Raw genomic sequence first — 12989 nt, forward strand, 5'->3', positions numbered from 1 at the left:
TGCGTATAACGTTGTTGCGTTGATTTGGATACTGCCTGTGGCCCCAAAACAAGGCCGCAAACAGGTTTGTTACATAACTTGCCGAACATCCAGCAAGGAAATTTTTCCGCCTGCCAGCAAATTAAGCTTCAGGCCTTCGGTGGTATAGGCCACGCTATTGATGCTTCCGGCTGTCAGGGCCTCGGCAGACACCGGCTGGCCTTCTGCATCCGAAGCCTCGACACCCACGGTGTAGGCGCCTTCAGGCACCGTCAGCCCCGCCGTATCCTTACCGTCCCACTGCAGGGGATACACCCCCGCCGGCTGGGCGCCAAGCTCTTTGGTGTACACCGCCTTGCCGGCGGCATCGCGCACGGTGACCGTTACTTTGGCTGCCTCCGACATGAGATCGATACCAAAAGGCGTAGAGGCGCCATCGGCGCCTACCTTGACGGTTTCTCCGGGATACAGCACGTTTTTGCCAATCAGGCCGGCAGCCTGCAACGATTGAGACATATCCATCTGGCCCGACAGCGCCAGCAAGGTGCCATTCAGCTGCTGAATCCCGTTGACCATCGACAGCTGCGCAATTTGCGAAGTCACTTGCGCGTTGTCCATGGGGTTAAGAGGATCTTGATTTTGCAACTGAGTGACCAGCAGCGTCAGGAAGCGGTCTTGGGTATCTCCCATGAGCGACTTGCTTTGGGCGCCGGCCAGCGCACTGGCAGCGCCCGAACCGTAGATTTCGTTAACTGAAGCCATGACTGGAATCCTTACTGACCGATCATCAGGGTTTTGGCCATCAGTGACTTGGCCGTGTTGATGACTTCGACGTTGGCCTGATAAGACCGCGACGCAGAGATCATGTTGACAGTCTCGGCGACCACATCGACATTGGGCATCGTGACGTAGCCGCGGGCATCCGCCAGCGGATTGCCCGGATCGTACTGGATGCGGGCCGGCGCATTGCTTTCGACAACACCGGCCACACGCACCCCGCCGACGGCATCCGACTGTGCCGTGGGTGTCATCTGAAACACCACCTGACGGGCACGATACGGCTGGCCGTCCGGGCCCACCGCACTATCGGCGTTGGCAATGTTGCTGGCCGAGACGTTCATGCGTTGGGATTGTGCCTCCAGGGCAGAACCGGCAATCTGGAAAATACTGAGCGTCGACATAAGCAATGAATCCTGAAATTACTGCTGCATGGCGGTGAGCAATGACTTGATGCGGGCATTGAGCACCTGCAGATCTGTCTGATATTTGGCCGTATTCTCGGCAAACTCCGTGCGCTCGACGTTCATGTCGACGGTATTGCCGTCGAGACTGGGCTGCAGAGGCACACGATAGAGCTCCTGGGCAGGCCCAGTTGTATGCGCGCGGGCAGGGATATGTCGGCTGGCGGTGAGCGTCAGGCTGGTATCAGGCAATCGGGGCACACTGGAACCACCGCCGATTGCTTCGCGAAGCGTGGCGGAAAAATCGATATCGCGCGCCTTGTAATTTGGCGTGTCTGCGTTGGCGATGTTGGTCGCGAGGACTTCCTGGCGCTGCTGGCGCAAGGCCAGTGCCTTTTGATAGAACTCGAGGTCTTTGCCGATACGATCGATCATGGCGTGCATTGCTTTTTGGGTGAACGGAGCACGCATCCACCGGGCACCGGATGATCCTTGACCATTCGCGGCTTTTGCGCACATTGGCATAGTAAGGCGGCAAAGCAGCCGACAAAGGGGTAAATAAAGAGGGGAATCTCAGGCTATTCAGCCAATGTATGCTGTTTGCCTGGTTGATACGCGAACCGGCGGCTGCTTCTTTTACAATAGACTCATGAACCCCGCGTCCATACTTTCCGCGCCTCCCCCCCAACGGCGCCACAGCGCCCAGCCAGTACACGCGCTGCGTACCCTGCGCGCAAAGGGCTGGCAAATACTGCTTGTACTGTGCGCCGCATGTACTGGGCTGTACAACACGGCTGCCTGGGCAGCGGCCCCGCAACCCACCCGCTTGCAAGATCCCGCGGCCCTGGCCAGCCAAGTGGATACGTTCTTGCAAGACCAGGCAGCCAGCTACCCCGGCACACCCAGCATCCAGGTGGATCCACCCCGCATCAGCAACCAGGCGGCATGCGATCAGATCGATCTTTCTCTATCGGGCTCGGGCAACCTGCAGTCACGCACCTCGGTAAGGGCACGCTGCCTGGCGCCACAGTCCTGGACAATCTATGTACAGGCCAGCGTACAGATCATGGGCCACTATTTTGTTGCCAGCCACACCATCAACCGGGGTGCGGTACTGGGTGACGATGACCTCACCACACGTGAGGGCGACCTCCTGCGACTGCGGCGCACCATCAGCGACGCCTCCCAGATAAAGGGCTGGATCGCCACGCGGCGCATCCGCGCGGGCGGGCCGATCGAATACAGCGCCTTGCGGGATCCCAACTCGATCGCACGTGGCCAGCAGGTGCGCACAATTGCGCGTGGCAAGGGTTTTGTGGCCTCAGGAGAAGGTGAAGCACTCGAATCCGGTGGCCCCGGCGCCCGCATACAAGTACGGACACCCGGCGGCCAGATCATCACAGGAACCGTACTGGACGCTCATACGGTTCAGGTTATGATGTGACCCTAAAGAATCGCTGTGTACGACCGTTACTAGGGATGCACCTGATGATTCTTGCCCTTTAACCCGGAGACGAGCCTTGAAAGTCAATTCCACATCGTCCAACCCCTTGCTTAACGGGGTCGCCGGGAACACACGCACTGACAGCAGTCATTCTGCTGCGCCCGCCCCCGCCGGCGGTAGCCGTTCCGATGTCGACCTCAGCCCTGCCGCACGCCAACTGGCTGCGCTAAACAGCAGCGAAGGCGACATCCAGACAGCACGCGTACAACAAATCCGTGATGCCCTGGCCTCCGGCGAGCTAAAAATTGATGCCGGCCGAATTGCAGACGGTTTGCTGGCCAGCGTGCGCGATCTTCTCAAATAACAATCCGCTACACTGACAGCTTAACGTTTTCAGGTTGTCTGCCATGAGCCACATCGACGCGCTGCTGAACTGCGTGGACGAACAATCCCGCTTGTTAAATGAGTTTATCCAGACACTCGAGGCCGAGGGTGCACAGCTGCTTGAAAGCCCGTCCAACGAGGCTCTGGGAGCCCTGACGGCCCGTAAGAATGACTATGCCAAACGCCTGGCCGAACTCGACCAAAGCAGGGCCGAGGCCCTGGCGGGGCTGGGCCAGCCCGATACCCAGGCCGGTATCCAGGCGGCATGCGCGGACCACCCCGAACTACTGGCTGCGTTTGACTCTCTATTCGAGAAAACCGAACATGCCAGCCAGGTGAACCAAACCAACGGGCAGATTCTGGAAACCTTTATGGCCCACAATCAGCAGGCGCTGGATACCCTGCGCAGCCTGATGGGACAAGACCTCTACGATGCCCGCGGGCGCTTGTCAAAATCCAGAAAATAAATCAGGCAGACAAGAGCTCTTTAAGCGTAAACAGCTTAAGCAAGCCTGCGGGGGCCTGCCGGGCAGAGAGCTGTTCGGCACCCAGCATACGCGCAGCGGCATGTGCCGCTGAAACCAGGTAAGGGCTTTGCGTGAGGCTCCAGGCGGCCAGGCCCAGCTGGGCCGCCAACACGGCCCGATCCAGCAGAGGCTCGGTTTCTTTTTCAGACCCATCAGCCAGCAGCGGCACGGCCAACCGCCAGGCTGCATGCGCCTCCTGGCGTACAAGCAGGGCCAGCGCAAGCTCTGACAACGGTGGTGTTACCAGCCCAGCGGGCAGCAATGCATGCCACACCTTGATGACATGGCCATCACGCACATCCAGCGCCCGAAGACACAATAGCTGTACGGGCAGTGGTGCCTGGCCACGTGACTGTAACTGAACCCGGGTGAGGCCTGCCCACCAGGCGATCTGTGCCGTATCCCGGCCGGACACCTGGCGCAGACTGGTGAACAGATGATTGGGCAAGGGTTGCAAGGCTGCTTGTGACGCGGCAGCGGATACGACACAGGCCTCGTCGTTTTGGTAAACCCGCGTGCGCGCACCGCAAAGAGAGAGCCAAGCGTGTCCCTGCGCGGTGAGCTGGCGCAGCAAGGCCTGGCTGCCGCCCTCAAGCACATGCCAGCGGGCCAAATGAGAATCGGGGTCGGATTCAAGATAGATTTGATCCAGCAGGGCATCGGCGGCCGGTGGCGCCTTGAGCTGCGCCTGCTGCGGCGAGTACCAGCCATCCGCCAGCCCGATCTGCTGATTGGCGACAGCCAGCGGCTGACCCTTGGAACCAAACCAGGCTGCAATTGCCCAATGTCCCTTGCTCCCCTGCCAGGACAGCGCCTGACGATCGTGCACCACCCACACTCTTTCGCTGTCTCCCAAGTTGGCCAGCGCAACCCGATGAAGATGGTCGATGACATCGATGGAAGCAGGAAGATCTTGTGCCGTACGGCTGCGCCAGAGATGATAGGCTTCGGACAGCACGATATCTTCGTCCAGCCTGGCAACTGCCTGCTGCAGCACATCCAGGCCCAGAGCCTGGGTACCTGCCGTTTGAGTGAGCAGCTGCGGCAACAGTACTTGCTGACGACGGCGTTGCTCCAGAGCCTCGGCGGTTTCTTCTGGCTGGGTAATCGCCATCAAGGCAGCAAGATCTGCCTCGGTGGGTGAAAACTGTGGCCGGGCCGACTGCACAGGCGCCAATGCGTGATCCAGCAGTTCGGGTGCTGTCAGAAACAGCAGGTTTTCGGGTACTTTTTGGCCATTGGATACATAATGAACCGGCAAACGAAACCGGATGGCTGTATCCAGCGCCGCCCCCAGGCTTGCTGCTTCGTCGATCTTGGTGATGACGCAGCCACGCAGCGGAGTACCCCCATCGCGCGCATACGAGCGTGCCACTTCGTCCAGGGTATCGCCGTGGCTGGAAGCATTGAGCGCCAACAGGCGTTCTACCTGACGCCCTGCTCCTGCCAGCAAGGCAGCCTGATCGGCAACATAGCGATCTCGCTGGCTGATACCCACATTGTCGATCAATACAGTTTGATCTGGCCGAACCGTTTCCAGGATCCGCCGCAGCGCATAGACGTCTTGCACCACATGCACCGGCACGCGCATCATCTGGCCATAAATCTTGAGTTGTTCGTGCGCACCAATCCGGTAGGTATCCGTGGTCAGGAGCACCAGGCTTTCGGGCCCGTTGCGACGGACACAGCGCGCAGCCAGTTTGGCGATCGTGGTTGTCTTGCCCACGCCGGTAGGCCCTACCAGCGCCAGCGCCAGGCCTGGCTTCCATAGCTGATCTTCAGACGCCAGCACCGGCAGATGCTTGATGAGCTCGGCGCGTGCCCACTGCACAGCGGCACGCACGCCCGAGAACTCGGGCATGGTTTTCAGCATTGCGCGTAAAAGCGTGGTGCTAAAGCCAAACCTCAGCAAATTTTGAAACAATGTGACGGCATGGGGCGAGCGCCGTAGCTGATTGCCCCACAGCAACTCATCAAAGCGGCTTTCGAGTGAACTTTTAAGCTCATCGATGGCCCCGCTGAGAGGCATGGCAGGATCCTGAGATGCAGGCCCTGGCACCGGGGATGCTGGTGTCGGTGTTTGCGGCGCAGATGCAGAAGGTGCCGGTATCGCTGCCTGATCATCTTCAGCCAGCAAGGTTTGGTCGGTGGCAAGAATCTCAACACCGCCATTGACACGCTTATTGGAAATGATCAGGGCTTCAGAACCCAGGGCAAGCCGAACCTGACGCATGGCCTCTCGGTTGGTTGCCCCAAAGAAGCGGCTGATGTTCACGTCGCAGTCCCTCCGATAACGGCCGTGACCCGAATCATACGCTCTTCAGGGATCTCGGCACTGGAGAGCACCGCCATATGCGGCAGGTGATGGCGCAAGAACCGCGACAGGGACGCACGCAACATGGGCGGGACAACCAATACCGGTGCATCACCACGGTCTTCCTGTTCGTGCACCAGGCGTTGGGTTTCGACCAACAGGTTTTCTGCCAGGCCGGGCTCGAGTGCGCCACTGCTGCCGATAGCCTGCGTCAGCACCCGCTCAAGCCGCGCATCCAGCCCCATCACCCGGAGTTCTTCTTCCCCCGAGAACCAATGCTGCACGATAGCGCGGCCCAGGCCTACTCGAACTTGCGCCAGGAGCTCGTCCAGGTTTGGCCCGGTACCCGCAGGATTGGCAGATGCCAGCCGCGGCGCGTGCTCGGTGACCACTTCGAGAATGGTGCGCATATCGCGGATAGGCACGTCTTCGTCCAGAAGGCTGCGCAGCAGATTTTGCAGCTGCGGCAGCGTAATGGTTTTGGGCACGAGATCTTCGACCAGCTTGGGTACCTCGCGCGCCACGTGATCAAGCAATTGCTGGGTTTCCTGCCGCCCCAGCAGCTTGGCCCCATAGCGATGCATCAGATGATTTAGATGCGTGGCCACCACTGTAGCTGCATCTACCACAGTATATCCATGCACCTGGGCTTCATCGCGCAGGGACGCATCAATCCAGACTGCCGGCAGCCCAAAGGCAGGATCTTTGGTGGCCGTGCCTGCCACCGTGCCCGTGACACCACCGGGGTCGATGGCCAACCACTGTCCCAACTGGGCAACCCCCCGGCCGATTTCGACGCCGAAGAGCAGAATCCGGTAGTCGGTTGGCTTGATCTCGAGATTGTCACGGATATGCACGACGGGCGGCAAAAAGCCCATCTCGCCGGCAAATTTTTTGCGCAGGCTACGAATACGGTGCAGAAGCTCGCCACTTTGCTGATGATCCACCAGCGAAATCAAACGGTAGCCTACTTCAAGCCCCAATGGATCTACCGGCGAGACATCATCCCAACTGGCCTCGGACGCAGCAGCCACCGCGGCAGCCTGCTCGCGATCAGGTTGACTGGCAGAAGCCGCCAGCGCCTTTTGCTGTCGCTGATAAATGGCCCAGCCGCCCCCCGCCATAATGGCTGCCAGCAGCAAAAAGGCCACATGCGGCATATTGGGAATCAAGCCCATCAGGGTGAGGATCGCAGCGGTGATAAACAGGACATTGGGATTGGCAAACAGCTGACCCAGCATCTGCTGGCCGACGTCCTGGTCGGTGGCAACCCGCGACACCACCACACCGGCTGCGGTTGAAATCACCAGCGCCGGAATCTGGGCCACCAGGCCATCACCAATGGTAAGCAGCGTATAAACACTGCCCGCATCCGACACAGACATATCGTGCTGGGCAACACCCACGATAAGGCCGCCGATGATGTTGATGACCATGATCAACAAACCCGCCACCGCATCGCCGCGCACAAATTTGCTGGCACCATCCATGGCGCCATAGAACTCGGCCTCCTGGGAGACTTCGGCCCGTCGGGCACGCGCATCATCTTCGCCAATCAGCCCTGCATTCAGATCGGCATCGATGGCCATTTGCTTGCCCGGCATGGCATCCAGGGTAAACCGGGCGCCCACCTCAGCGATACGGCCGGCACCTTTGGTGATCACAATGAAATTGATGATCACCAGAATGATGAATACGATGATCCCCACGGCAAAATTGCCGCCCACCAGAAAGTGGCCAAAGGCTTCGATGACGTGCCCCGCCGCTGCTGGGCCCTGATGGCCGTTGAGCAGCACCACGCGCGTGGACGCCACATTGAGGGACAGCCTGAGCAGCGTGGCAAACAGCAAAACCGATGGAAACGCTGCAAAATCAAGCGGCTTGCGAGTAAACATCGCCACCAGCAAGATCATCACAGACAAGGAAATATTGAAAGTGAACAATAGATCAAGGATGAACGGCGGCAACGGCAAAATCATCATGGCCAGAACCATGAGGATCAGAATCGGGCCGGCCAGCAGTCGGGCTTGCCCAAAGCCTTGGGTTTTCAGGAAATCCAGGAAGTTGTTCATGAAGCGAATGCGTGTGCCGCGTTAGAAGAGTGCTGCGGATCGAGGTCAGGTGGAACCGGCAGACTTTGAGGAGCTTCAGGGAGTGTACCCGAGCCATGTTGCCAAGTGCGCACCTGATAGACCCATGCGAGAACCTCGGCCACCGCTGCATACAGCGCTGCCGGAATTTCCCGATCGAGATCGACGTGATGATACAGGGCTCGGGCCAAGGGGGGGGCCTCCAGAAGTGCAACGTTGTTTTCTTGGGCCAGTTGCCGGATCTGGGCGGCAATCAGACCGGCCCCTTTGGCCACGACCGTTGGCGCACCACCCTGGCCTTCGCTGTAGCGCAAAGCAACCGCGTAATGTGTCGGATTGGTAACCACCACGTCCGCCTCGGGTACGGCAGTCATCATGCGCCGCCGCGCCATCGAGCGTTGCTGCTGACGGATGCGGCCTTTGACATGTGGATCCCCCTCGCTTTCCTTGTTCTCTTGTTTGACATCATCACGAGACATACGCAGCTGTTTGGCGTGGTTCCAGAGCTGCCATGGGACGTCAATCAGCACCAGAATCACCAAGGACGAGGCCACCCAGAGACACGTCAACGCCACTAGCGACAGGCCCTGGGCCAGTGCATCACTGACCGACATATGGGTGAGTGCCAGCATGTCCGGCAAATACGCCCAGATCACCTTGATGGCAACGATGCCGATCAACGCCGCCTTGGCCAATGTTTTCAGGAGCTCAACTGCGGTTTGCGCCTCAACAAACCGCTTCAGGCCCTTTAGGGGATTCATCCGCTCGAACTTGGGCTCGAGCGCCTTGGGCGAGAGCAAAAAGCCCCCCAGGGCAACCGATGAAAATATCCCAACCACCATCAACAAAACAAAAACCGGCAAGAGAATCAGCAAGGCCTGCCAGGCGGAGGTCGCCGCCACATTTAACATGACCTGCGGATCCCGGACGACTCCCGGATCAAACCAGAGCCCGTTGTGCAAGACACCTTGCAAGACACGAAAATAGGTGTCGCCCAGGAACCATAGGGTGCCAATCCCTGCCACCAGCGCCAAAAAAGTACCCAGCTCTCGCGAACGCGCAACCTGCCCTTCCTCGCGCGCCTTTTCAAGGCGCCGGGGAGAGGCGGGTTCGGTTTTTTCGAGATCGCTATCCTCAGCCATGCGGGCGGGTGTCCGGCGATATTAAGTGAGCCTGAATTGTACTGGACGGGCAAACCCGCAAAATCGCAAAGCTAGATGCAATAGCCGTGGCAATTCAAAGGCTTGCCAGTTGTTGTGTTTCGGTGGCCGGCTGAGTAAGCGCCTGCAGCTGTTGTTCGAAGCGCTGATAATCCAGGCCGATACGCACCGCCCCCCAGCGTGTCCCAGCAAGTTCGACCGGCAAGGAGACATCGGTGATGATCTCGCCCGTATCGCGCATATATGTTTGGCACAACACCCCTGCGCGGTTGCGGATTGCCCCCTGGCTGATCTGATCATCAAACAGGCGCTTGTCCCGGCAATGGGCAGTATCGTGCTCGACATTACCAGTTGGGGGTTGGGCGTAGCGGCGATTATGCGTGGGCGCATAACCATTCATGTCGATCAGAATGGCGTATGAGCCATGTGGAATCTGCTGCAGGATATCGTCCAGAATTTCTTGCAGTGCACGGTCGATCTTGCCGTCGTAGGCCACACGGTAACGTGGCGGCTGGCTACCGGGGATCTGTTGATACGCCTTATCAAACACATCCACGCCCTCGCCCCGCGAGCGGCGCAGCAGTGCCAATGAGCGGTTGCGCAGCTGGCCCAGGATAGCCTCAAGCTGATCAAAAGGCGTGCCACCGGTACGCCATGCCGCCAGCATCTCCTGGAGGTTTTCTGTCTGATTGCGCACCCCGTGCACCTGCTCGCGCATAGACTGCATCCGTTGGCGCAGTACAGCGCTGTGATCGGCGATGAGCTCAATCGAGGCACTCATGGACTGATTGGTATCGTTTACCTGAGACACTTGGTGTGTCACATCCTCGAGTTGCGAGCCGACCTGGCCAAGCTCACGCACAAGACTGGTAAATTGTCCGGCAAAATCACCCACAAGCTGGTCGGATGCCTGCATATCGGCGTAAATCACCTTGCTTTGCTTTTCGGAGTCGGACACCAGGCCAAGGATCTCACCCGTTTGCTGAACGATCTCGCCAGTGGCGGAATTGACGCGCTCGGCCAGCTTGCCGACTTCGGTAGCAACCACGGCAAATCCCTGCCCTGCCTTACCCGCCCGGGCGGCCTCTACCCCGGCGTTTAATGCCAGCAGATGGGTTTGCAAAGCGATATCTTTGATGAGGCGGCTTGTGTCTTCGACAGAACGCGCCCGTTGACTGAGCTGGACAACCACTTGGGAAAACACCTGCATGCGTTCGGTCACCCGTGTGACGCGCTGCTGCAGGTCAGACAACTGTTGCTGCGTGGTTTGCAGGCTCCCAAGTTGCGTGCGGAACACCCCGGCGGCCTGGGAGACCGTATCGGCGGTTTGTTGAGACAGCCCGGAAATCTGCACACCTTGCGCAGAAAGATTTTCGGCCTCGGAGGCTTGCGCCTGTGCCATGGTTTCGCAGGCCTGGGTATGGGCCTGCAGGCGTGCCGCATTGATGGCAATACGGATGCTGGATTGCCGCATGGTGATCAGGCGCTCGCGCAGCCTGGATAGAAACCGGCTGACAGGCCATGCGAGAGGATTGAGCGTCCAGGCGCGGTCGTCCAGAGTTGCCCGCCCGCGGCGCAACTGCCTTAATAAACGACCTAAACCCAGAAACCGCGTGCGTTGTGTAATCATGTCTACCCCCAAAAGCAGCCTGTTGATCGGCTGTCAGTGATAAGGTGTCCATACTCTGGGCCATCTGGGGCACGGACACCGTAACGATACCAAGCGGAACCCCTGCAATCCCCTAAAAGCCCAGGCTGGATAAAAGGTCATCCACCTGATCTTGATTGGTGACGACATCGGCCTTGCCCTGCGCGTTGACCACGGGCCCGTTGAGCAGGTTTTGGGTTTCTTCGCGCCTCTCGAGCGGTGCGTTATCGATCAGAACCTGTACAAGCTCTGTTTCGATGGCGCCAATGACTCCCAGCATTTTCATGATCACCTGGCCGGTGAGATCCTGAAAATCCTGGGCCATGATGATTTCCAGCAGATTGTTTTGCGAGGCCTGGGTTTTCTCGGGCACCAACTTCAGAAACGTCCGGGTGTCATCCACCAGCACACGCGCCTGGTCGAGTTCGACAGGGTGATCAAACCAGTCTTGCCAACGCACATCCAGCGCTTTGGCATCGCTGCCCATGGACTCCTGCCATGGCTGCGTCTGCTCGGCGGCATTGAGCACACGATTGGCGGCCTGCTCGGTCATCTGGGCAACATAGTGCAAACGGTCGCGCGCATCAGGAATGGCATGCGCCGCATCCTTGATCGCCTGATCCAGGCCCAGCTCCCGCATGTTCTCACGCAACGATCGGGTAAGCTGCGCAATCCGGTGAATGAGGTCAGACTGAACTGCCTGTGGATCCAATGCTTCGGGGGATGTTTGTTCTTCTGCCATGATGCCCCCCTTACAGCTTCTCGAAGATTTTGTTGAGTTTTTCTTCTAGAGTGGCAGCAGTAAATGGCTTGACCACATAGCCGCTGGCACCGGCCTGTGCCGCCGCAATGATGTTTTCTTTTTTGGCCTCGGCCGTCACCATCAGCACGGGTAAGCTGGCCAGATTGGGGTCAGCACGAACATTTTGCAGCATGGTCAGACCGTCCATGTTGGGCATGTTCCAGTCGGAGACCACAAACTCGAAGCCCCCATTTCGCAGCTTCTCAAGCCCCTGCACACCATCTTCGGCTTCATCAACATTTTCGTATCCCAGATCCTTGAGGAGGTTCTTGATGATGCGGCGCATCGTCGGAAAGTCGTCAACGATCAGGATTTTTAGGGTTTTTTGGACCACGGATGGTTCTCCAATCAATCAGGCAGAAAACAAGGGCGGACAACCGCCAATTTTTATACGCGGTTTCCATAGGAACCGGCACTCTTCAAAATCAGCTCGCTGATACTGTCCAGAGGCACAGCCTCCTCGGCGGCACCAATCAGCAAAGCCTCTCGGGGCATTCCAAACACAATACAACTGGCTTCATCCTGAGCAAACGTACGGGCACCAGCCTGGCGCATCGCCAACAAGCCCTGGGCGCCGTCTTTTCCCATACCGGTGAGGATAACGCCGACTGCATTTTTGCCGGCCACCTGGGCACCCGAATGAAACAGGACATCCACCGAGGGGCGGTGACGGTTCACCGGCTCGGAGAATTCGAGCTCGATCACATAATTGGCGCCACTGCGGGCAAGTTTCATGTGGGCGATGCCGCCCGGGGCTAAATAGACATGCCCGGGCAGCACGCGCTGGCCGTCTTCAGCTTCGTGGACATGCACGGCACAAAGGCCATCCAGGCGCTGCACAAACGACTTGGTAAAACCGGCCGGCATGTGCTGGGTGATCAAGATGGCGGGGCTATTGGCAGGCAAGGGCTCCAGCACGCGCCGAATGGCTTCCGTGCCACCTGTGGATGAGCCAATCAGGATCAGCTTCTCGGTGGTGGCAAAATGGGCGGACAATCGGGGGCGTGGCGTGCGCGCACCCGACTGAAGCGCATGCGGCCGTATACGCGCGTGCGCAGCCGCCCGGATTTTATCGGCAATCAGATCGCCGTATTCCATCAAGCCATCACGCAAACCCAGCTTTGGCTTGGTGACAAAATCGACAGCCCCCAGCTCGAGTGCACGCAGGGTGACTTCGGAGTTGCGCTCGGTGAGCGACGACACCATCACCACGGGCATCGGGCGCAAACGCATCAGGCGCTCGAGGAAATCGAGCCCGTCCATGCGCGGCATTTCGACGTCCAGGGTCAGGACATCCGGATTATGCTGTTTGATCAGTTCTCGCGCAATGAGCGGATCAGGCGCAGTGGCCACGACTTCGAGGTCTGGCTGCGCATTGATGATCTCTGTCATCAGGCTGCGCACCAGTGCCGAGTCGTCGACACACAAGACACGGATTTTTTTGGATTCTGCCATGGCAA

General features: G+C 58.9%; 13 protein-coding genes. 3 read left to right on the top strand and 10 right to left on the bottom strand.

Features of this window, described 5'->3' with window-relative positions; all coding sequences use genetic code 11:
- Positions 1 to 69: 69 nt before the first annotated feature.
- Genes WA928_RS05510 through flgB form a run of 3 tightly spaced genes read right to left on the bottom strand, consistent with a single transcriptional unit; the run spans position 70 to position 1595 of the window.
- On the bottom strand, positions 70 to 741 hold the full coding sequence (locus WA928_RS05510; protein ID WP_424300583.1) for a flagellar hook capping FlgD N-terminal domain-containing protein: 672 nt from the start codon (positions 739 to 741) through the stop codon (positions 70 to 72).
- Positions 742 to 752: 11 nt separating this feature from the next.
- Complete coding sequence (gene flgC, locus WA928_RS05515; RefSeq protein WP_350383386.1) at positions 753 to 1160, bottom strand: flagellar basal body rod protein FlgC; 408 nt, start codon at positions 1158 to 1160, stop codon at positions 753 to 755.
- Between the two features lie 18 nt (positions 1161 to 1178).
- The gene (flgB, locus tag WA928_RS05520; RefSeq protein ID WP_424300586.1) at positions 1179 to 1595 is read right to left on the bottom strand and encodes a flagellar basal body rod protein FlgB; all 417 of its coding nucleotides are present in this window, start codon (positions 1593 to 1595) and stop codon (positions 1179 to 1181) included.
- A gap of 214 nt (positions 1596 to 1809) precedes the next feature.
- Here flgB and flgA point away from each other — a divergent pair, with 214 nt between their 5' ends.
- The 3 genes from flgA to WA928_RS05535 all read left to right on the top strand — a co-directional run bounded on the left by flgA (position 1810) and on the right by WA928_RS05535 (position 3455).
- Complete coding sequence (flgA, locus tag WA928_RS05525; protein ID WP_424300589.1) at positions 1810 to 2604, top strand: flagellar basal body P-ring formation chaperone FlgA; 795 nt, start codon at positions 1810 to 1812, stop codon at positions 2602 to 2604.
- A gap of 76 nt (positions 2605 to 2680) precedes the next feature.
- A complete protein-coding gene (gene flgM, locus WA928_RS05530) occupies positions 2681 to 2968 on the top strand; it encodes a flagellar biosynthesis anti-sigma factor FlgM (protein WP_417251132.1) in 288 nt (95 codons plus the stop codon).
- Positions 2969 to 3011: 43 nt separating this feature from the next.
- A complete protein-coding gene (locus tag WA928_RS05535; protein WP_424300592.1) occupies positions 3012 to 3455 on the top strand; it encodes a flagella synthesis protein FlgN in 444 nt (147 codons plus the stop codon).
- Position 3456: 1 nt separating this feature from the next.
- On the opposite strand, the gene flhF is transcribed toward WA928_RS05535, so the two are convergent.
- The 7 genes from flhF to WA928_RS05570 form a co-directional block, all read right to left on the bottom strand.
- Positions 3457 to 5790, bottom strand: coding sequence for a flagellar biosynthesis protein FlhF (flhF, locus tag WA928_RS05540; protein ID WP_424300595.1), 2334 nt, complete (start codon positions 5788 to 5790; stop codon positions 3457 to 3459).
- On the bottom strand, positions 5787 to 7901 hold the full coding sequence (gene flhA / locus WA928_RS05545; RefSeq protein ID WP_424300598.1) for a flagellar biosynthesis protein FlhA: 2115 nt from the start codon (positions 7899 to 7901) through the stop codon (positions 5787 to 5789). The genes flhF and flhA overlap by 4 nt, the downstream gene beginning before the upstream one ends.
- Positions 7898 to 9061 carry a flagellar biosynthesis protein FlhB gene (gene flhB / locus WA928_RS05550; RefSeq protein ID WP_424300601.1) on the bottom strand — a complete coding sequence of 388 codons (1164 nt, stop codon included), beginning with the start codon at positions 9059 to 9061 and terminating at the stop codon, positions 7898 to 7900. Before flhB ends, flhA begins: the two co-directional genes overlap by 4 nt.
- A 94-nt stretch (positions 9062 to 9155) precedes the next feature.
- Positions 9156 to 10709, bottom strand: a complete 1554-nt coding sequence (locus WA928_RS05555) for a methyl-accepting chemotaxis protein (RefSeq protein WP_424300604.1) — start codon at positions 10707 to 10709, stop codon at positions 9156 to 9158.
- A gap of 112 nt (positions 10710 to 10821) precedes the next feature.
- The gene (gene cheZ, locus WA928_RS05560; RefSeq protein WP_424300607.1) at positions 10822 to 11469 is read right to left on the bottom strand and encodes a protein phosphatase CheZ; all 648 of its coding nucleotides are present in this window, start codon (positions 11467 to 11469) and stop codon (positions 10822 to 10824) included.
- Positions 11470 to 11479: 10 nt separating this feature from the next.
- A complete protein-coding gene (gene cheY / locus WA928_RS05565) occupies positions 11480 to 11863 on the bottom strand; it encodes a chemotaxis response regulator CheY (protein ID WP_424300610.1) in 384 nt (127 codons plus the stop codon).
- A 53-nt stretch (positions 11864 to 11916) separates the two neighbouring features.
- Positions 11917 to 12984, bottom strand: a complete 1068-nt coding sequence (locus WA928_RS05570) for a protein-glutamate methylesterase/protein-glutamine glutaminase (RefSeq protein ID WP_424301163.1) — start codon at positions 12982 to 12984, stop codon at positions 11917 to 11919.
- Between the last annotated feature and the right edge of the window lie 5 nt (positions 12985 to 12989).

Source organism: Castellaniella sp., assembly GCF_049651205.1.
Lineage (GTDB): Bacteria > Pseudomonadota > Gammaproteobacteria > Burkholderiales > Burkholderiaceae_B > Castellaniella.